Raw genomic sequence first — 19,835 nt, forward strand, 5'->3', positions numbered from 1 at the left:
TAGGGTCGCGGTGCGGAAAGTGGAATCGTTTCTCATTCTAGCGCAGCGCGCCCGTCGCGTGCGGGGCTTTGGCGGCTCAGCCCGGCAATGCCCAGCCTTCCGGCACCATGATCTTGAACATGCCGGCCTTGGCCGTCTTGCGGGCCAGTTTCAGCAGGGCCTTGTCTTTGGTGATGAGGATATCGGCGTTGGCGTCGCGCGCCAGTTCGAGGAATTTCTGGTCATCCTTGTCCGTGCAGACGGGCAGGCGCACGCCGGACACGGGCGGCGCCACGACGCTGATGTGGGCGTCGAAGCGGGCGGCGGCGACGGCACGGCTGGCTTCGTCGAGCGGCAGATGCTTGTAATGCAGCACGACCAGATATTCCGCGCGGCAATCTTCGCGCGTGATGGCGTGCACGGCGCCGCTTTCCATGGCCGCCAGCAGGCCCGCCCAGCGCGGGTCGTTGAAGACGAACAGGTCGAGGCAAACGTTGGTGTCGAGGACGAGTTTTTGTGGAGCAGGTATCATGTCGGCAATTCTATTCTGTAGTGATAATTTATGTTGATCGTGCTTTCGCCCGCCAAGAGTCTCGACCTGGAGACGCCGCCAACGACCACGTTGCACAGCACCCCCGATTTTCTCGACCATTCCTTTCAACTCATCGAACGCATGCGCCAGTTCTCGCCCGCCGAAGTGGGCAGCCTGATGGGCATTTCCGACGCCTTGTCGGCCCTCAACGTGGCCCGCTATGCATCCTGGACGCCGCAGCTGGCGGAAGCGCGCCAGGCCATCATGGCCTTCAACGGCGACGTGTATGCCGGTTTCGAGGCGCGCAGCCTGCAGCCGGCCCAGCTCGATTATGCCCAGTCGCGCGTGCGCATCCTGTCGGGCCTGTACGGCTTGCTGCGCCCGCTGGACCTGATCCACCCGCACCGCCTGGAAATGGGCACGCGCCTGACGACCGCGCGCGGCAAGGATTTATATGCGTTCTGGGGCGACACCATCACCAACGGCCTGAACCGCGCGGCGAAGGAGCAGGGCGCGCAAGTGCTGGTCAATCTTGCTTCCGAAGAATATTTCAAATCCGTCAAGCCGCGCCAGCTGGACGTGCCCGTCATCGCGCCCGTGTTCGAGGACTGGAAGAACGGCAAATATAAAATCATCTCGTTCTACGCCAAGCGCGCGCGCGGCATGCTGGCCCGCTATGCGGCCGTCCACAATATCCGCGATCCGCAGCAGCTGAAGCAGTTCGACGTCGATGGCTACGGTTTCGTGCCGGAAGAGTCGAACGACACCAGCTGGGTGTTCCGGCGCAAGGTCGGCGAATAACAACGCTTAATAAAACCGTAGCGAGCGGAAGGAAGTTGTGGTTGAGAAGCGGAACTGTACGAAGGTACAGTGAGCATCGCAGACCGCAAATTACGACGCGCAGTAGGTTTTGATAGGCGTTCTAAGTAAAAAAACCGGGCCAGCCCGGTTTTTTATTGCAGCTTACTGCCAGAATTTCCACCACTTGCGTTCCTTGTTCACCCCTTCCGGGCTGAGGAATGCCGTGTTCGGGTAGTTCTTGGTCAGCACGCGCAAGGTATCGTCGCGCAGGTCGGTCAAGCCCAGCTTGTCATACGAGCGGTACATGATGAACAGCGCTTCTTCGATGGCCGGCGAGGCGGCAAAGTCCTTGACCGTCGTTTGCGCGCGGTTGGCGGCGGCCAGGTAGGCGCCGCGGCGATAGTAATAGCGCGCCACGTGGACTTCATATTTCGCCATGGCATCGATCAAATAGTTCATGCGGGCCAGCGAATCGGGCGCATATTTGCTATTTGGAAACTTGTCGACCAGTTGCTTGAAGGCGGCAAACGCTTCGCGCGTGGCTTTCGGGTCGCGCTCGGTCGGGTCTTGCTCGTACAGGAAGTTCAGGAAGCTGATCTGGTCGTTAAAGCTGATCAGGCCCCGCAGGTAGTACATATAGTCCACATTGGCGTGGTTCGGATGCAACTTGATGAAGCGTTCGACGGCGGCCAGTGCCTGAGCCTGGTCTCCCGACTTATAATACGCGTAAGCGATCTCCATCTGCGCTTGCAGAGCATAGTTGCCGAAAGGATAGTTAGCCTCCAGCTTCTGGAACAGGCCGATTGCAGCTTCATAGTGCTGCCCGGCCATTTCTTCACGCGCCTCCGAGTATAATTTCGTAACGGACCAGTTTTTGGTCTCATCCACTTTTTCAGGCAACAAGCTGCAAGCGGACATGCCGAGCAGAACGACTGAAGCGACTACCAACGATAATTTTTTTGCATGACGTTTTGCAAGAAGGTTTTAACCAAGATTTTACAATAGGCTGATTATAGCCGATGGGAATGCTGTGATATTAACTCCGAAGCCTAATTTGGCTGACCCCGCGTTTGACTCCCTTTCTGACCATGCTGCCGAAGAGGCGTTTGACGGCGATTTTGCCGCCGACGACGTCTTCGAGGAAATGGCCCCGATTACATTGGAACTGACGCCGGACGCCTGCGGCCACCGCCTCGATAAAGTCATCGCCCAGCTGGTGCCGCAATACTCGCGCAGCCGCCTGCAATTGTGGCTGGAAGCCGGTTTCGTGACCGTCGATGGAAAAGTTGCCAAACGCAACATGACCGCCTATGGCGACGAGAAGATCGTCATTCTGCCGCAAAGCGCGCCGGAAGACGAGGCTTTTAAGCCGGAAGCGATGGAATTGAACATCGTGCACGAAGATGAGCATATCATCGTCATCAACAAACCGGCCGGACTGGTCGTGCATCCGGGCCCCGGCAACTGGTCGGGCACCTTGCTCAACGGCTTGCTGCACCACTGCCCGCAGCTGGCCGGCGTGCCGCGCGCCGGCATCGTGCACCGCCTGGACAAGGATACGAGCGGCCTGATGGTGGTCGGCAAGACCCTCGCTTCGCAAACGGACCTCGTGCGCCAGCTGCAGGCGCGCACCGTCAAGCGCGAGTACTTCGCGCTGGTGTGGGGCACGCCGAAAATGGCGGGCACCATCGATGCGTCCATCGCGCGTCACCCGCGCGACCGGGTCAAGATGGCCGTGTCGGAGAATTTCACCGCCAAGCCCGCCATCACGCACTATGAATTGATCGGCAGCGGTGAACTCGACCGCCGTCCCGTCAGCCTGATGCAATGCCGCCTGGAAACAGGCCGCACGCACCAGATCCGCGTGCACATGCAGCATCTGGGCTTTGCGCTGGTCGGCGACTACGTGTACGGCAAGCAGCACCTGGTGTCCGTCTTCTCGCGCCAGGCGCTGCAGGCGCGCCGCCTGGGCCTCGTGCATCCGGGCACCCTGGAAGCGTGCGAATGGATCGTGCCGCTGGCCGATGATTTCGCGCAATTGATCGCCACGGCCGGCATTCCCGAGCCGGAACAGGTCTGATGACGTCGCCGTTGCCTTGCATTATTCCCCATTGGCCCGGCCTGCCCGCGAACGTGGGCGCGCTGGCGACCGTGCGCGCGGGCGGCGTCAGCCAGGGGCCATATGGTGACGGGCAGGGCGGCGGCGGCTTGAACCTGGGCACGCACGTGGGCGACGAGCCCGCGCATGTGGCCGCCAACCGGGCGCGGCTGGCGGCAGTCTTGCCGGCCGAGCCGGCCTGGCTGTCACAGGTGCATGGCGTGGCCGTCGCCGATGCCGCTACGCTGGGCGCTTGCGTGCCCGATGCCGACGCCAGCATCGCCACGCAGGCGGGCGCCGTGTGCGTGGTGATGACGGCCGATTGCCTGCCCGTGCTGTTCAGCTCAAGCGATGGCCTGGTCGTCGGCGCGGCCCACGCGGGCTGGCGCGGCCTGGCCAACGGCGTCTTGCAGCGCACGGTGGACAGCATGCGCGCGCAGGGCGCGACGGAGATCCTCGCCTGGCTGGGGCCGACCATTGGTCCGCAGCAATTCGAAGTGGGACAGGACGTGGTGCAGGCGTTCAGCGACGGCGCGCGCGATGATGCTGAACGGCAAGTGTTGTCGGATGCATTCGCCGCCATCGCCGGCAAGCCGGGCAAGTATCTGGCCGACATCTATGCGCTGGCGCGCACCATGCTGTTGCGCGATGGCGTGGCGCAAGTGGCGGGCGGGGAATATTGCACCGTCAGCGATGCGGCGCAGTTTTACTCGTACCGGCGCGATGGCGTCACGGGAAGACAGGCCAGTTTGATCTGGCGCAAATAATCTGCACGGCAGGCACTTATGTGTCTGCCGTTTTTGTTTTATCGTCTGCTGAGGCGAGCGCGCGGGCGTTCAGTTCAGCGACGCGCTCAGCCTTGCGTTTGCGTCGCCGCGAGCCCGTCAGATAGAATAGGATGGACAGCGGGATGACGCAGTACAGCACGAAGGTCATCACCCCGGCGACGATGGACGCTTCCGTCAGCGCCATGAGGCCGACGACATAGATCCAGGCAACAGCGGTCATGAGCATCATGAGTAGTGGCAGTGAGTAAGAGTTTGCATGCAGATGATCCAAAAATATTTATTTTTCGACTACGTTTCGGCGCCTAACAAAACCGTAGCGAGCGGAAGGGAGAGGTGGCTAAGAAGCGCAACCGTACTCTAGTACGGTGAGCATCGCAGGCCGCCTATACCGACGCGCAGTAGGTTTTGTTCGGCGTCCCTCAATCTTGAATGGACTTACATATATCTATGAACATGCCCGATCCTCAAATGATGACCAAGGAATGGATGGCGCAGATCAGCAATCCTGAGCAGTGGAAGACGTGGTTCAACATGGTACCGCAGCCCCAGGGCAATCCGATTGCCGGCATTTTGCAGGATGCGGGCGTCAGCATCAAGCCGGAAGCGATCGAGCAACTGAAAAATGCCTACGTGGCCAAGCTGACGGGCTTGTGGGCTGACTTTATGGCTGGCAAGGCGCCGGAGCTGAAAGACCGCCGCTTCGCCGCGCCCGCCTGGCACGCCAGCCCCCTGTCGGCCTTCAACGCGGCCGCCTACCTGCTCAATGCCGAATTTCTCAGCGCCATGGCCGATGCCGTGGAAGCGACGCCGCACCAGAAGCAAAAGATTGCCTTTGCGGTACAGCAAATCGTCGACGCCATGTCGCCCGCCAACTTTTTGGCCACCAATCCCGATGCCCAGCAAACCCTGATCGAGACCAAGGGCGAAAGCCTGGCCAAGGGTTTGACGAACATGCTGGCCGACATGCAGAAGGGCCGCATCTCGCAATCGGACGAATCGGCTTTCGAAGTGGGCCGCAACGTGGCCACCACGCCGGGCACGGTGGTGTTTGAAAACGCCTTGTTCCAGCTGATCCAGTACACGCCAAGCACCCCCACGGTACACCAGCGGCCCCTGCTGATGGTGCCGCCGTGCATCAATAAATTCTATATCCTTGACTTGCAGCCAGAAAACTCGCTAGTGCGCTATGCGGTGGAGCAGGGCAATACCGTGTTCCTCATGTCCTGGCGCAATCCGGACATGAGCATGCAGCACCTGACGTGGGACGATTATGTCGAGCAAGGCGTGATCGAAGCCATCCGGGTCACGCAGGACATTTCCGGCCAGGACAAGATGAATATGTTCGGCTTTTGCGTGGGCGGCACCATCGTCTCGACGGCGCTGGCCGTGCTCAAGGCACGCGGCGAGAATCCGGCCGCCAGCCTGACCCTGCTGACCACCTTCCTCGATTTCTGCGACACGGGCGCGCTCGACGTCTTTATCGACGAGCCGCAAGTGGCGCTGCGCGAACAGACCCTGGCCAAGGGCGGCCTGATGTCGGGCCGCGACCTGGGCAGCACTTTCTCGAGCCTGCGTCCGAACGACCTCGTGTGGAACTATGTGCAGTCGAATTACCTGAAGGGCAAGGAACCGCCCGCGTTCGACTTGCTGTACTGGAATGGCGACGGCACGGGCTTGCCGGGCCCCATGTTTTGCTGGTATCTGCGCAACACCTACCTGGAAAACAGCCTGAAGGTGCCGGGCAAGCTGACGGTGGCCGGCGAAAAGGTCGACCTGAGCAGCATTGACGCGCCCGCTTTCATCTACGGTTCGCGCGAAGACCATATCGTGCCCTGGGGCGCGGCCTACGCCAGCACGGCCCTGCTGAACCCGAAAAAACCGAAAGCCAACCGTTTTATCCTCGGTGCCTCGGGGCATATCGCCGGCGTGATCAATCCGGCGTCGAAGAAAAAGCGCAGTTACTGGAGCAACGACGCAGGCAAAGGCGCGCGCACGGCGAAATCCAGGCCCTTGACTGCCGAGCAATGGATGGAAGGCGCGACCGAGCACGTGGGCAGCTGGTGGCCCGAATGGGCGGCCTTCCTGGCCGAACACGGCGGCGCCCAGGTGAAGGCGCCAGGCAAGCCGGGCAACAAGCGCCACGCGGCAATCGAGCCGGCGCCGGGGCGGTATGTTAAAGTCAGGGCGGATTAATTCACAAAGCGTTTTGCCGGGCAAGACCGGCGTAATCACCGGTCTTGTCAGGAATCTACTTTTAGTTGCGTTGCAATAAATGCGGGAATCTACTACCCTGATGTGCAATGGAGCCGTTTTCCACTCTATAATGGAAAACGTAGGCAGGTGCGAAAGCGGACCCACGTTCGCTTTTTTCGGATTAACTCAGTATGCGCTGCGGCGCAATAAGTGGAACTTGTGATGAGTAGTGCAAAAAAGTATAGACCGCCTGATTAAAAAATATCCCAACCGCCGTCTGTACGACACGCAAACCAGTTCCTACATCACCTTGACGGATGTCAAGCAGCTGGTGTTGGACAATGAAGTGTTTACCGTCGTCGATGCCAAATCCAATGAAGATTTGACGCGCAGCATCTTGCTGCAAATCATTTTGGAAGAGGAAGCGAACGGCGCGCCCATGTTCTCGAGCAGCGTGTTGTCGCAGATCATCCGCTACTATGGCCACGCCATGCAGGGCATGATGGGATCCTACCTGGAAAAGAACGTGCAAGCGTTCACCGATATCCAGCACAAATTCACGGGCACGTCGGCCGGCAGTTTCGAAGGCAAGCCATTCAGCCCGGAAATGTGGACCCAGTTCATGAATGTCCAAGGCCCGATGATGCAAGGCATGATGAACAACTACATCGACCAGAGCAAGAGCCTGTTCGTGCAGATGCAGGAACAGATGCAGAGCCAGAGCAAGAATCTGTTCGGCACCTTCCCGTTTGTGCCGCCGGTTCCGCCAACCGACAAAAAGTAATCAATGTCACACGCTCACCGGGCGATTTGATCGCCCGGGAGTTGTATCGGCGTCATCAAAACAGCATAGTTCTGTCAGCAAGGGGCGGCTCGGGGTACAATAGCCGATTCGCCTCACCATTTTACTAGCTGCCAACTATGTCTGAAATTCACCGTATTCCCGTTCCTTCCGCCCAGCCCGAGGCCATGCAGGCCATGCCAGGTGCGGCGCCGAAAGTGGGCTTTGTCTCGCTCGGCTGCCCGAAAGCGCTGGTCGACTCCGAACAAATCCTGACCCAACTGCGCGCCGAAGGCTACGAAACGGCGAAATCCTACGCTGGCGCCGATCTGGTGATCGTCAATACCTGCGGTTTTATCGATGCTGCCGTGCAAGAGTCGCTCGACGCCATCGGCGAAGCGCTGGCTGAAAACGGCAAGGTCATCGTCACCGGCTGCCTGGGTGCCAAGAAAGATGCTGCCGGCGACGACATCATCATGAAGGTGCACCCGAAAGTGCTGTCCGTCACGGGGCCGCACGCGCTGGCCGAAGTGATGGATTCCGTCCATTTTCACCTGCCGAAACCGCATGCGCCGTTCCTCGACCTGGTGCCGCCGCAAGGCGTCAAGCTGACGCCGAAGCACTATGCGTATTTGAAAATTTCCGAAGGCTGCAATCACCGTTGCAGCTTCTGCATCATCCCGTCGATGCGCGGCGACCTCGTTTCGCGCCCGATCGGCGAATTGATGATCGAAGCGGAAAACCTGTTCAAGGCCGGCGTCAAGGAATTGCTGGTGATCTCGCAAGACACCTCGGCCTACGGCGTGGACGTGAAATTCCGCTCCGGCTTCTGGAATGGCCGTCCCGTGAAAACCCACATGACGCAGCTGACGGAAGCGCTGGGCGAGCTGGCCAAGTCCTACGGCGCCTGGGTGCGCCTGCACTATGTGTACCCGTACCCGCACGTGGACCAGATTATCCCGATGATGAGCGGCGGCCACATCCTGCCTTACCTCGATATTCCGATGCAGCATGCGCATCCTGACGTATTGAAACGCATGAAGCGCCCGGCCAGCGGCGAGAAAAACCTCGACCGCATCCAGGCCTGGCGTGCCATCAACCCGGACCTGACCATCCGCTCGACCTTCATCGCCGGTTTCCCTGGGGAAACGGAAGCGGAATTCGAGTACCTGCTCGACTTCCTCAAGGAAGCGCAGATCGACCGGCTCGGCTGCTTCGCGTATTCGCCCGTCGAAGGCGCGACGGCCAATGCCATCGCCAATCCTGTGCCGGAAGAGCTGCGCGAAGAGCGCCGCGGCCGCGTGATGCTGCTGCAGGAAGAAATTTCCAAGAAACGTCTGCAGGCCAAGGTCGGCAAGACCGTACGCGTGCTCATCGATGAAGTCACCCGTTCCGGCGGCGTGGGCCGCTCGTCCGCCGACGCGCCGGAAATCGACGGCGTCGTGTACGTCAAGCCGCCGTTCGAGCCGCACCGCAAGCTGGCCGTCGGCCAGTTCGTCGACGTCACAATTACATCAGCGGATGCGCACGACCTGTGGGGCGCCGCCGAGTAAAAACGTCCATGCCTGCGTTGCGCTGCCTTGCCGTACAGTAAAGTACTGTCTTCGGCAGCGCGCCTTGGCCTGAACGTTTTTTATGCAGGTGTAACACTCTGTCATACGTACGGCAGGCAAGGGCATAAGCCCTTACAATCAAGGCGGACCAGCAAATGCTGGGCCGCCTTTTTTACTTTCCGACGCCATGACCACACCCAAATCTCCGCAAACCGCGCTGATCCACAGCGATTACCAGGCGCCGCAAGGCTTTGCCGCCTTTCCCAACGCCATCCATCACGCCTCGACCGTGCTGTTCAAGGACGTGGCGGCCATGCGCTCGGGCGACTGGAAAGAAAAGAACGCCTATACCTACGGCTTGCACGGCACGCCCACCACGTTCACCCTGGAAGCGCGGCTGGCCGAGATCGAAGGGGGAATCACTGCCTGCTGGCGCCGTCGGGTCTGGCGGCCATCGCCATGGCGGACTTCGCGCTGCTGAAGACGGGCGACGATGTGTTATTGCCGGAAAATATCTACAACCCGAACCGCGAACTGGGACGCTGGCTGGCGCAGGATTTCGGCATCACGGCCCGTTATTACGACCCGCTCATCGGCGCAGGCATCGCGGCCTTGATCCAGGAAAATACCAAGCTGATCTGGACGGAAGCACCAGGTTCCGTGACGATGGAAGTGCCGGACTTGCCCGCCATCTGCGCGGCCGCCCACGCGCGCGGCGTGCTGGTGGCTCTGGACAATACGTGGTCGGCGGGCCTGGCCCTGCGCGGCTTCGACCTGGGCGTGGACATCATCATGCAGGCGCTGACGAAATACCAGTCGGGCGGTTCCGACGTGCTGATGGGCGCCCTGATCACGAGCGAGCGGGCGCTGCACGACCGCCTGGCGCAGGCGCACATGCGTCTGGGCATGGGCGTGGGGGCGGACGACGCCTACCTGGTGCTGCGCGGCTTGCCGACGATGAAGCTGCGCTTCGACGCCCACGACAGGGGCGCGCGCACGGTGGCCGCCTGGCTCAAGGGCAGGAGCGAGATCGCCACGGTGCTGCATCCGGCTTTCGCCGATTGCCCCGGCCACGCCATCTGGCAGCGCGATTTCACGGGCGCGGGCGGCCTGTTTTCCGTGCTGTTCGACGCCCGCTACACGGAGGCGCAGACGGACCGTTTCGTCGATGCCTTGCAGTTGTTCAAGATTGGCTACAGCTGGGGCGGCGCGAACAGCCTGGTGATGCCGTACCGCATCGCCGCCATGCGCAAGGGCTGGCCGCTGCCGGGCCAGCTGGTGCGCCTGAACGTGGGGCTGGAAGATCCGCAGGATCTGATCGCCGATATCGAACGGGCGTTCGCGGCGATGTAGCGGCAGCGGGCAAGCACGACGGCTTGCCCGCAAGTCCTTACATGGGCACGGGCTTGTTGTTGTTCAGGTCGAGAAAGCCGCGCAGCAGGCGGTAAGCCTTCCACAGCCAGGCCACGCCCCACACGACGAGCGCCAGCGGAATGCCGATCAGCGTGATCCACAGGATGGCGCCGACGACGATCCAGGCCACATACCACCAGAAGGAACGGATCATCCAGCTGTGATGGCTGTACACGAAGGTCCCGGCCGCCTCGTCCCGCTTCACATAATTGATGATGAGCGGAATGAAGGAAAACGCGCCCAGCGAAAACACGAAGCTGGCGCCATGTATCAGGTACAACCACCAGGCCAGGTTTTTGGTCTGCTGGAGTTGGGTATCCAAAATAATATCTTGTGACATGAAAGCTCCCGTCGTTGCGCAATTTTTAATTGTAACAAGCAAAGCGGCGCGGGAGCGCAGTCCATGGAAAAAGGCGGATTACATTGTTGAAACGAAATCAATATCCCACCCTGGCCGCGCGCGCCAGGTCATGGCTGCGGCGCGCCGCACCGGCCTTGCTGCTGTGCTGCGCCACGGCGGCGCATGCCGCCGGCGCCACCCTCGAGGCGGAATTTGCCGCCGGCTTGAAGGAAGAGGGCCTGGCGGGCGCCGTCTGGAGCGAAGTCTTGCCCGATGGCACAGTCAAGGTCGGCGCATCCGGCCTGCGCGACGCCGCCAGGCAAGTACCCATGCAGGCCGATACGCGCATGCAGGTGGGCTCCGTGGGCAAGGTGGCACTGGCGCTGGGCGTCTTGCGCCTGATCAGCGAAGACAAGCTCACGCTTGACACGCCCCTGCGGCAGGTGCTGCCCGATCTGGCGCTGAACAACCCGTGGCTGGCCAGCGATCCCGTGCGCATCCGCCACCTGCTGGCACATACGTCCGGCCTCGATAACGTGCGCTTCTGGCAGGCCTTCAGCCTGCAACCGGCGCCGGACACGCCGCTGGCCGCCGCTTTTGACGGCGGCGGCAATCTGCTGCGCGTGCGCTCCCGGCCCGGCAGCCGCTATGCCTACTCGAACATGGGCTACGGCTTGCTGGGCATTGTGATCGAGCGAGTCACGGGCCAGCCGTATGAGCGCTACCTCGACGCGCAGCTGCTGCGGCCGCTGGGCATGGCGGACAGCACGTTTGCTTTTGTCAGCCAGACAGGCCCGCAGGCGGACCCGCGCCTGGCCATGGGTTATTTCGAGCATGGCGTGGCGCAGCCGGCCGTGCCCCAGTATCTGCGCCCGGCCGCGCAATTTACCACCACGGCGGCCGACATGGGCAAGCTGGCGCAGTTCCTGATGGGCGACGGCAAGCTGCAGGGTACGCAGTTCATCGACCTGGCCCTGATGGGCGCCTTGTCGGAGCCGGCCGGCACCGATGCGGCGCAGGCGGGCCTGACGACGGGCCACGGCCTGGCGCTGGCCGTGCGCGACCGCCACAATGTGGTGGGCGCCTGCCACCCTGGCACGGCCGTGGGTTTCCGCGCCATGCTGTGCATCTATCCGGAGCAGGGCAGCGCCTTCTTCGTGGCCTTCAACACGGATGCGGAGCGGGCCGACTATGAGCGCTTCAACCGCCTGCTGCTGCGCGATCTGGAACTGCCGCTGCGCGCGCCGGCCCCGCAGGGCACGCCCGCGCCCACGGTGGAAAACTGGCAGGGCGTCTACGTGCCGTCGCCCAGCGCCATGGCCAGCATGGCCTGGGTCGATGCCGTCTTCGGCTTTACGCGCCTCAAATGGGATGGCGAATCGCTGTTCCTGATCCCGTTCCAGGGCGAACCGAAGGAACTGGAACCGGTGGGCGGCTTGCTGTTCCGCGCCAGCGACCGCAGCACCGCGTCGCACGTGCTGATGCAGGAAGATGGCAAGCATGTGCTCAGCGACGGCTTGCGCAGCTATGAGCGCGCGTCGATGCTGCGCATGCTGGTGCTGTGGGGCAGCCTGGCCCTGGGGGCTGCCGGCTTGCTGTACGTGCTCGTGGTGGGCGTCTGGCGCGCCGCGCTGCGCCGTCTGGGACGGGGCGACCATCTGTTTGCGCCCCTGCTGTCGCTGCTGTCGCTGCTTTTGCCGCTGCCGTTTTTCTATTTCCAGTCCTACCTGCGCCTGGGCGACGTGACCATCGCCAGCGTGCTGCTGGCGCTGGTCACGGGCGCGCTGCCGCTGGCCACGGCATTCGGCCTGGCCCGCTGCTGGCGCAGCCGCGGCACGCTAGCCGAGGCGGGCTCGTGGGCGAAATGGGATTGGGTCGCCTTGCTGGCGGCCCTGCAACTGCTGCTGGTGCTGGCCTGGTGGGGCTTGCTGCCGCTGCGGCTGTGGCAGATGTAGGCGGTCAGATCCAGGCAGCCAGCAGCCGGCGCCACCAGGGTTGCAGCGGAGTAGTCCGGGGGCCGTGTTCGGCGCGCCCGGCCCGCTTGGCGCGATAGCTGGCCGCCGCCATCTGCAGGCCGACGCGGTCCATCGCCGCCATCGCCTCCGCTTCCTGCTGCGACAAGCCATGCAGCAAGGCTTGCGCGCGGGGTTCCAGCAGGAAGGCGTCACGCACGGCGTCGTCCGTGTACAGCCTGGCCAGGTAGGTTTCCAGTGCGGGGGAACTCATGCGTTGCGCCCCGCGCGCAAGGCCGCGCGCGCCAATTCCAGCTGGTCCAGCACGTGGTCGAACGACGGGTAGTTGCCGTCGCGTTCGACGATCACCGTCAACGGTTGCGGCGCATGGCGCGCCAGCAGGGTCAATAAAGCGAACACTTCGGGCGGCACGTCGTGCAGATGGTCGTCCAGCAGGCGCTGGCCGCCGCCCGGCGCAGCTATCCAGTGGCCGCCGCTCAGATGCACGGCGCCCACCCTGTCCAGGGCAGGCGCAGCAGCATTTGCTCCGGCTGCTCGCCAATATTGACGGCGTTCGCATACAGGTTGTGCAGGTCCAGCAGCAGCGGCACTTGCGCGCCATGGATGATCTGCGCCAGCCATGCGGCTTCGTCCAGCGTGCTGGCGGGCGGCTGCACCAGGGTGGCGATGTTTTCCATCAGCGGCGCGCTGCCGACGATGCGCGTGGCCAGCCCGATATTGGCGATGGCGCCGGCGGCGCTGTGCGGCGTGCGCGGCGGCGCCGCCAGGTGGCCGATTTCCACGCCGCCGGCGCGCACAAAGCTCAGGTGTTCGGACCACGATTCCGCCTGTACCTCCTTCATCAGGCGCGCCATCGCCTGCAGGCGGCGCGGGTCGGCGGGTATCGTCGAGGCCAGCCCCATGCCGACGCCGTGCAGGCTGACGGGCACCTGGCGCGCCAGACGGCGCAGGGCGGCGATGGCGGCGCGCGAGGCATGGTAATAATCGTCGGCGATCACTTCCAGCACGTCGATCCGCGCCAGGTGGGACAGGATGCCGGCAGCCAGTTCGCCGCGCCAGCCCAGGCCGACGCGGTCGCGCGCGCTTGCCTGGCTAACTGCCACAGCCGCCGCCACCGCCGCAACCGCCGCAGCCGCTGCCGCCGCCGCCATCACCGCCGCCGTCGCCCGATGAGGAGCCGCCCGAGTCGCCCGTGCCGCCGGACGAGGAGTCGCCGCCCGAACTGTGCCGGGGCGCCGGGTACAGCTCGGCGACATACGCGTACACGGACAAGGGCAGGGCGCCGATGCCGAAGATGGCGGCCAGCAGTGCCATGTCCGCGCTGCTGCTGCCCGCCTGCAGGCGCGCCGAGCGCATGTTCAGGCGGCCAAACAGCATGCGCAAGTCGGTCAGCAGCCGCTGCGCGCTCCAGCTGGTCGCCTGGGTGCGCAAGCTGCGCAGCATGAGGAGAAAAATCGCCAGCAGCAGCGCCAGGAACAGCAGGTTGTAGTGCTGGCGGCTGATGGCGATGACGGCCTTGACGCCGGCCACCGTCACCAGCAGCCAGTGCGCGGCCCAGGTGATGCGTTCGCGCCGGCGCAGCAGCGGCGGGCCGACCAGCAATTCCTGCTGCGTCAAGGTCTCCTGGTAGGCGCGGCACGATGGCAGCATCCCGGCCTGCACGGCCAGTTCCTTGCTATGGCCCTGGCGGCCCAGGTACAGCCGCAGCACATCGCGTTCGATGTCGTGGCTGGCGAAGCGCAGGCTGTCGGCGCTGGCCGTTTCCAGCAGCGGGCCATCGGCGCGCAGCAAGCCGCGGTCGACCAGCACGATGGCGGCGATCTTCACGGCTTCGAGCGCGCCGCCGCGCAAGAAGGCGATGCGGTAGGGATCGTCGGCGAGCGACAGCTGGGCATGCGGATTGCGCACTTCCTGGCGGATCAGCAGCTCGCGCACGCCGTAGTACACGAGCAGGCCGAAGATCAGGTAGGCCAGCAGGAACCACGGCCCGCTCCAGTCAAAGGGATTGAGACCGTTCAACGCATCTGCTCCGCGTGTTCGCGCAAGCGTTCGGTAATCATCATCAGGCTTGTGAAGGCGGGCAGCGCTTGCCCGGGCGCCAGGCGCGCCGTTTCGCGCGCCGCCGACATGGCTTGCAGGGCGGCGTGCAGGGCCGGTTCGCCCAGCTGGTCGACAAACGCTTCGAGCGCCTGCTTGCCGGACAGCGCAGACTTGCCCTCCAGCTGCGCCAGCGAGGCGGCGGCCGAGCGCAGGGGGCGGCGGCGTCGGCGATGGCGCCGGCCAGCTGTTCTTCATTCAGGCTCAGGAGCATATACCGTTCGCGCATGCGCACCTGCTGGTTCAGCAGCACTTGCCGCAGCCGGCGCAGCACGGCATCGCGGCTGGTGTGCAGGTTGGCGAAAGGATCATTGCCCAGCAAGACGCGGTGGCGCGCGATGATGTCGGCGAATTTCACGGCGAAGGCGTCGGCGGCCTGCGTCAATTCGCTCTCGAGCAGGAACATCACCTGCAAGTCGATGGCGGCGTGCGCCAGACGCAAGGGAGCGCGCAGCGCATCGGCCGCCGGCGGCGTAAAGCGCTTGAGCAGCAACAGCAGGTTGACGTCGGACGTGGCGCGCAACTGGCCGTCGGCGGCCGAGCCAAACAGCACGGCGGCGGCCAGGTCATCGCCGAAGGCCGTTTGCGCGGCGGCGACGAACACATCCAGGTGGCGTCGTATCTCTTCTGGCAGCGGTGGCGGCATGCGGTGTTCTTTCACGGTGGGCTGGCGGGATGAGCATAAGTTTGCAATATAGCAAACTTATGCAACCGTGCGCGCACCGCCTGGCACCGGCTCAGGTCAAGACGTTGAGCAAGCCGTCGAGTCCCACAAAGTTCAGCGCCACGTCCGCCTGCGAGCGCACCACGGGCTTGGCGCGGAATGCCACGGACAGGCCGGCGATGCCCATCATTTTCAAGTCGTTGGCGCCGTCGCCCATGACGATGGCCTGCGATGGCGAAATCCCCATCTCGGCGCATACGCGTTCCACCGTGCGCTGCTTTTCCTCGGCGTCGACGATACCGCCTAACACTTTGCCCGTCAGCTTGCCGTCGACGATTTCCAGTTCGTTCGCGTGCGTGTAGTCGAGGCCGAGGCGCTGTTTCAGGCGCTCGGTGAAGAAGGTAAAGCCGCCCGAGACCAGCAGGGTCTTCAGGCCAGCCTTGCGCACGGCCGCCAGCATGGTTTCCGCGCCCGGCGACAGTTTCAGGCGCTCGTCGTAGACGCGCTGCAGGGCCGACGCATCGAGGCCCTCGAGCAGGGCCACGCGCTGCTTCAGGCTGGCCGCGAAATCGAGTTCGCCGCGCATGGCCGCCTCCGTGATGGCCGCCACTTGCGGTTTGAGGCCCTGCATGTCGGCGATTTCATCGATGCACTCGATGGTGATCAGGGTCGAATCCATGTCCATCGCCACCAGCTTGAACTCACTGAGTTCGCGCTGTCCCATCATGTAGGTGGCGTCCAGCTGCGCCGCCTGGGCCGCCACTTCGATGGTGGGGCGCAGCGCGGGCGAATAGGCGATCTGTTCGCAGCGCACGGCGTTCGGACCGAGGCGCGTGATGGACGTGGGCGCGGCCAGCGCGGCGATGCGTTCGAGGCGGGCGCTATCGCCGTCCAGCCCCTGCAGGATCAGATTCATGGTGATGGTCTTGGTATTGGTCATGGGTCAGGCCTGCATAAAAGATGGGAATAATCTACACCGTCAATTGCTTGATGGTGGTCTTGATCTGCGTCACGCGCGCGGCCAGGTCGGGCATGGCGGCCGTGATTTTCAGCTTGTCCTGGCCATGCAGCTTGATATGGCGGTTCTTCTGGATCAAGCCGATGATGCGCATCGGGTCGATGGGCGGCTTGGCCATGAATTGCAGCGTGGCCGCCTCGCCATGCACGTCGATCTTGACGATGCCCACGGTTTTCGCCGCGATGCGCAATCGGTGCGTCTCGACCAGGGCCTTGACGGCGTCGGGCAGCTTGCCGAAGCGGTCGATCAGCTCTTCCTGGATATCGTCGATCTTCTCTTGCGTGGCGCAGTTGGCCAGGCGCTTGTAGATCGACAGGCGTTCGTGCACGTCGCCGCAGAAGTCCGCCGGCAGCAGGGCCGGCACGTGCAGGTTGATCTCGGTGGTCGAGGCCAGCGGTGCTGCCAGGTCCGGCTCCTTGCCGGCCTTCAGCGAGCGCACGGCTTCGTTGAGCATGTCCGAGTACAGCTGGAAGCCGATTTCCGTCATCTCGCCCGACTGGCTCTCGCCCAGCACCTCGCCGGCGCCGCGGATTTCCAGGTCGTGCATGGCCAGGTAAAAGCCGCTGCCCAGTTCTTCCATCTGCTGGATGGCGTCCAGACGGCGCTGCGCCAGTTTCGTCAGACCCTGCACGTCGTGCACCAGCAGGTAGGCGTAGGCCTGGTGATGCGAGCGTCCCACGCGGCCGCGCAGCTGGTGCAGCTGCGCCAGGCCGAACTTGTCGGCGCGGTGCATGATGATGGTGTTCGCCGTCGGCACGTCGATGCCCGTCTCGATGATCGTCGTGCACAGCAGAATATTGAAGCGCTGGGCGACGAAGTCGCGCATGACCTTTTCCAGGTCGCGCTCGTGCATCTGGCCGTGCGCCACGGCGATGCGCGCCTCGGGCAGCAGTTCCGTCAGCATGGCCAGGCGGTTCTGGATGGTTTCCACCTCGTTGTGCAGGAAGTAGATCTGGCCACCGCGCTTGAGTTCGCGCAAACAGGCTTCGCGGATGATGGCTTCGCCCTCGCTGCGGACAAACGTCTTGATGGCCAGGCGCTTTTGCGGTGCCGTGGCGATGATGGAAAAGTCGCGCAAGCCTTCCAGCGCCATGCCCAGGGTACGCGGAATCGGCGTGGCGGTCAGGGTCAGCACGTCCACTTCCGCGCGCAAGGCTTTCAATGCTTCCTTCTGGCGCACGCCGAACCGGTGTTCCTCGTCGATGATGACGAGGCCCAGACGCGTGAATTTCACGTCGTCCGACAGCAGTTTATGTGTGCCGATGACGATGTCGATGGTGCCGTCGGCCATGCCCTTGAACGCCTGCGTGATCTCCTTGCCGGTGCGGAAGCGCGACAGTTCCGCGATGCGCACGGGCCAGTCGGCGAAACGGTCGGCGAAGGTTTGCGCATGCTGCTCGGCCAGCAGGGTGGTGGGCGCCAGGATGGCTACCTGCTTGCCGCCCATGACGGCGATGAAGGCGGCGCGCAGCGCCACTTCCGTCTTGCCGAAGCCGACGTCGCCGCACACGAGGCGGTCCATCGGCTTACCGGACGTCATGTCCTTGATGACGTTGTGGATGGCCTCGGCCTGGTCCGGCGTCTCGTCGAAGCCGAAGCTGTCGGCGAAGCGCTGGTAGTCGTGCGACGAGAATTCGAACGAGTGGCCCTGGCGCAGCGCGCGGCGCGCGTACAGGTTGAGCAGTTCGGCGGCCGTGTCGCGCACCTGTTCGGCCGCGCGTTTTTTCGCCTTTTCCCACTGGCCCGAGCCGAGCGAATGCAGCGGCGCGTCTTCCGGCGAGGCGCCCGAATAGCGCGAGATCACATGCAGCTGCGACACCGGCACATACAGTTTCGTGTCCTTCGCGTACTCGAGGTGCAAAAATTCCGTCTCGCCTTCGCCCAGGTCCATGCTGGTCAGACCCATGTAGCGCCCGATGCCGTGGTTGATGTGCACCACGGGGTCGCCGATTTTCAGCTCGGACAGGTCGCGCACCATCGACTCGACCTGCGTCACGCCTTCCTGTTTCTTCGTGCCGACGCGGCGGCCGGAACCGGCATACAGCTCCGTCTCGGTGATGAAGGATAGATTTCCTTCCGGCGTGAACAGCTCGAAGCCCGCGTGCAGCGGCGCCACGCCCAGCATCAGCTTGGCGTCGGACTGCAAAAAGCCGTCGCTGCCTTCCACCGGTGTCAGGTGCAGGTCGTATTCGGCGAAGTACTGTTGCAGGGTTTCGCGGCGGCCGTTCGATTCGGCGCAGATCATCACGCGGCGGCCCGCTTGCAGCAGGTAGCTGCGCAGGTTGGCCAGCGGGTCGTCGGCGCGGCGGTTGACGGCGATGTTGGGAATCGGCGCCGACAGTTCGGAGGCCAGCGCATCGTTCGATTTGGCGATCGCCAGGCGCGGATACGGCTTGGCCAGGCCGAAGAACTGCTCGTCGGACAGGAATAGCGCTTCGGGCGGCAGGATCGGCCGCTCGCGGTCCGCCTTCAGGAAGCGGTAGCGCGACTGCGTGTCCGTCCAGAAGCGGCCGATGGCGGCGTCGATCTCGCCCACCAGGGCCAGCGAGGCGTCGGGCGGCAGATAGTCGAACAGGGTGGCCGTCTGTTCGAAGAACAGGGGCAGATAGTATTCGATGCCGGCCGAGGCGATCCCGCTGCTGATGTCCTTGTAGACGACGGAGCGCGACGGGTCGCCCTCGAACTGTTCGCGCCAGCGGTTGCGGAAGGTGGTGCGCGCTGCTTCGTCCATGGGAAATTCGCGCCCCGGCAGCAGCCGCACTTCGTGCACGGGATACAGCGAGCGCTGGGTGTCGGCGTCGAAGGTGCGGATGGTTTCGATGGTGTCGCCGAACAGGTCCAGCCGGTAGGGCAGGGCCGACCCCATGGGGAACAGGTCGAGCAGGCCGCCGCGCACCGAGTATTCGCCGGGCGACATCACTTGCGACACATGGTTGTAGCCGGCCAGTGTCAGCTGCGACTTCAGTCGCGCCTCGTCGAGCTTTTCGCCCTTCTTGAAGAAGAAGGTGTAGGCGGCCAGGAACGACGGCGGCGCCAGGCGCACCAGCGCCGTGGTGGCCGGCACGATCAGCACGTCGCATTGGCGCGTCTGGATTTCGTGCAGGGTGGCCAGGCGCTCGGAGACCAGGTCCTGGTGCGGCGAAAAGGCGTCGTAGGGCAGGGTTTCCCAGTCCGGCAGCAGATGGCAGCGCAGTTCCTTGCCGCCAAACCACGGGATTTCATCGAGCAGGCGCTGGCCGTCGCTGGCCTGCGCCACCACCACGGCCAGCATCTGGCCCCGCGCTTTCAATTCCAGTGCGGCCAGCGCCAGGGCATAGGCGTCGGATGAACCATACAGGGCGGGCAGCGCGTAGCGGTTGCCGGGCTTGGGGAGGGCTTTTGTTAAGTCTAAGGACATGCAGGCGATGACACTAGTGGCAGAGGCAGTTGAGTGGGACAGCTGTGATGCGCGCCGCGCCGCCAGTGACGGCGCTGACAGGCGAGATTATAGACCATCGCCCCCATCTCCGCGCTTGAGAAAACCGTCGCGAGCGGCAGCGATTTGTGGTCAAGAAGCGCAGCCGTACGCTGGTACGGTGAGCATCGCAGGCCGCAAGGCGCGACGC

16 protein-coding genes and 2 pseudogenes are annotated in these 19,835 nt (G+C 63.6%); 8 read left to right on the top strand and 10 right to left on the bottom strand.

Translation table 11 applies throughout. From position 1 onward, the window contains the following. Positions 1 to 76: 76 nt before the first annotated feature. The gene (locus tag ACRHIG_RS15195; RefSeq protein ID WP_035819658.1) at positions 77 to 511 is read right to left on the bottom strand and encodes a putative toxin-antitoxin system toxin component, PIN family; all 435 of its coding nucleotides are present in this window, start codon (positions 509 to 511) and stop codon (positions 77 to 79) included. A 30-nt stretch (positions 512 to 541) separates the two neighbouring features. On the opposite strand from ACRHIG_RS15195, the gene yaaA reads away from it, so the two are divergent. Beyond that, a complete protein-coding gene (yaaA, locus tag ACRHIG_RS15200; RefSeq protein WP_489630665.1) occupies positions 542 to 1,312 on the top strand; it encodes a peroxide stress protein YaaA in 771 nt (256 codons plus the stop codon). Between the two features lie 162 nt (positions 1,313 to 1,474). Here yaaA and ACRHIG_RS15205 read toward each other — a convergent pair whose 3' ends face one another. Then, positions 1,475 to 2,260 (bottom strand): outer membrane protein assembly factor BamD, encoded by a 786-nt coding sequence (locus tag ACRHIG_RS15205; RefSeq protein WP_489630666.1) that lies wholly within the window; start codon positions 2,258 to 2,260, stop codon positions 1,475 to 1,477. A 106-nt stretch (positions 2,261 to 2,366) separates the two neighbouring features. Between ACRHIG_RS15205 and ACRHIG_RS15210 the strand changes: the two genes are divergently transcribed. Both ACRHIG_RS15210 and pgeF read left to right on the top strand, forming a co-directional pair. Continuing rightward, positions 2,367 to 3,392, top strand: coding sequence for an RluA family pseudouridine synthase (locus ACRHIG_RS15210; protein WP_034781141.1), 1,026 nt, complete (start codon positions 2,367 to 2,369; stop codon positions 3,390 to 3,392). Continuing rightward, complete coding sequence (gene pgeF / locus ACRHIG_RS15215) at positions 3,392 to 4,177, top strand: peptidoglycan editing factor PgeF (RefSeq protein WP_489630667.1); 786 nt, start codon at positions 3,392 to 3,394, stop codon at positions 4,175 to 4,177. Before ACRHIG_RS15210 ends, pgeF begins: the two co-directional genes overlap by 1 nt. Positions 4,178 to 4,193: 16 nt before the next feature. Here pgeF and ACRHIG_RS15220 read toward each other — a convergent pair whose 3' ends face one another. After that, on the bottom strand, positions 4,194 to 4,427 hold the full coding sequence (locus ACRHIG_RS15220) for a hypothetical protein (protein ID WP_475415141.1): 234 nt from the start codon (positions 4,425 to 4,427) through the stop codon (positions 4,194 to 4,196). Between the two features lie 218 nt (positions 4,428 to 4,645). Here ACRHIG_RS15220 and phaC point away from each other — a divergent pair, with 218 nt between their 5' ends. From phaC to ACRHIG_RS15240, 4 genes and pseudogenes are all read left to right on the top strand, one after another. After that, positions 4,646 to 6,391, top strand: a complete 1,746-nt coding sequence (phaC, locus tag ACRHIG_RS15225) for a class I poly(R)-hydroxyalkanoic acid synthase (RefSeq protein WP_489630668.1) — start codon at positions 4,646 to 4,648, stop codon at positions 6,389 to 6,391. A 229-nt stretch (positions 6,392 to 6,620) separates the two neighbouring features. Further along, on the top strand, positions 6,621 to 7,175 hold the full coding sequence (phaR, locus tag ACRHIG_RS15230; protein ID WP_489630669.1) for a polyhydroxyalkanoate synthesis repressor PhaR: 555 nt from the start codon (positions 6,621 to 6,623) through the stop codon (positions 7,173 to 7,175). A 194-nt stretch (positions 7,176 to 7,369) separates the two neighbouring features. Continuing rightward, positions 7,370 to 8,725: a 30S ribosomal protein S12 methylthiotransferase RimO gene (gene rimO / locus ACRHIG_RS15235; protein WP_170846336.1), complete on the top strand. Its 1,356-nt coding sequence runs from the start codon at positions 7,370 to 7,372 to the stop codon at positions 8,723 to 8,725. Between the two features lie 187 nt (positions 8,726 to 8,912). Beyond that, positions 8,913 to 10,078: pseudogene (locus ACRHIG_RS15240) on the top strand (cystathionine beta-lyase). 37 nt (positions 10,079 to 10,115) lie between these two features. Here ACRHIG_RS15240 and ACRHIG_RS15245 read toward each other — a convergent pair. Beyond that, positions 10,116 to 10,478 (bottom strand): DUF4870 family protein, encoded by a 363-nt coding sequence (locus ACRHIG_RS15245; RefSeq protein WP_099410143.1) that lies wholly within the window; start codon positions 10,476 to 10,478, stop codon positions 10,116 to 10,118. 86 nt (positions 10,479 to 10,564) lie between these two features. Here ACRHIG_RS15245 and ACRHIG_RS15250 point away from each other — a divergent pair, with 86 nt between their 5' ends. Continuing rightward, positions 10,565 to 12,433 carry a serine hydrolase domain-containing protein gene (locus ACRHIG_RS15250; protein ID WP_489630670.1) on the top strand — a complete coding sequence of 623 codons (1,869 nt, stop codon included), beginning with the start codon at positions 10,565 to 10,567 and terminating at the stop codon, positions 12,431 to 12,433. 4 nt (positions 12,434 to 12,437) lie between these two features. On the opposite strand, the gene ACRHIG_RS15255 is transcribed toward ACRHIG_RS15250, so the two are convergent. The 6 genes and pseudogenes from ACRHIG_RS15255 to mfd form a co-directional block, all read right to left on the bottom strand. Continuing rightward, entirely contained in the window at positions 12,438 to 12,704 is a 267-nt protein-coding gene (locus ACRHIG_RS15255) for a hypothetical protein (RefSeq protein WP_489630671.1), read from the bottom strand. Next, positions 12,701 to 13,602 (bottom strand): annotated as a pseudogene (locus ACRHIG_RS15260) (MbnB/TglH/ChrH family RiPP precursor modification enzyme). The gene ACRHIG_RS15255 and the pseudogene ACRHIG_RS15260 overlap by 4 nt, the downstream one beginning before the upstream one ends. After that, positions 13,544 to 14,470 (bottom strand): TIGR04222 domain-containing membrane protein, encoded by a 927-nt coding sequence (locus ACRHIG_RS15265; RefSeq protein WP_489630672.1) that lies wholly within the window; start codon positions 14,468 to 14,470, stop codon positions 13,544 to 13,546. Before ACRHIG_RS15265 ends, ACRHIG_RS15260 begins: the two are co-directional and overlap by 59 nt. 43 nt (positions 14,471 to 14,513) lie before the next feature. Then, positions 14,514 to 15,194 (bottom strand): nucleotidyltransferase domain-containing protein, encoded by a 681-nt coding sequence (locus ACRHIG_RS15270; protein WP_489630673.1) that lies wholly within the window; start codon positions 15,192 to 15,194, stop codon positions 14,514 to 14,516. Between the two features lie 91 nt (positions 15,195 to 15,285). Then, positions 15,286 to 16,128 (bottom strand): phosphoserine phosphatase SerB, encoded by an 843-nt coding sequence (gene serB, locus ACRHIG_RS15275; protein ID WP_489630811.1) that lies wholly within the window; start codon positions 16,126 to 16,128, stop codon positions 15,286 to 15,288. Positions 16,129 to 16,183: 55 nt separating this feature from the next. Then, positions 16,184 to 19,627, bottom strand: a complete 3,444-nt coding sequence (gene mfd / locus ACRHIG_RS15280; protein ID WP_489630674.1) for a transcription-repair coupling factor — start codon at positions 19,625 to 19,627, stop codon at positions 16,184 to 16,186. Between the last annotated feature and the right edge of the window lie 208 nt (positions 19,628 to 19,835).

The sequence above is a fragment of the Janthinobacterium sp. C22 genome (genome assembly GCF_057919405.1).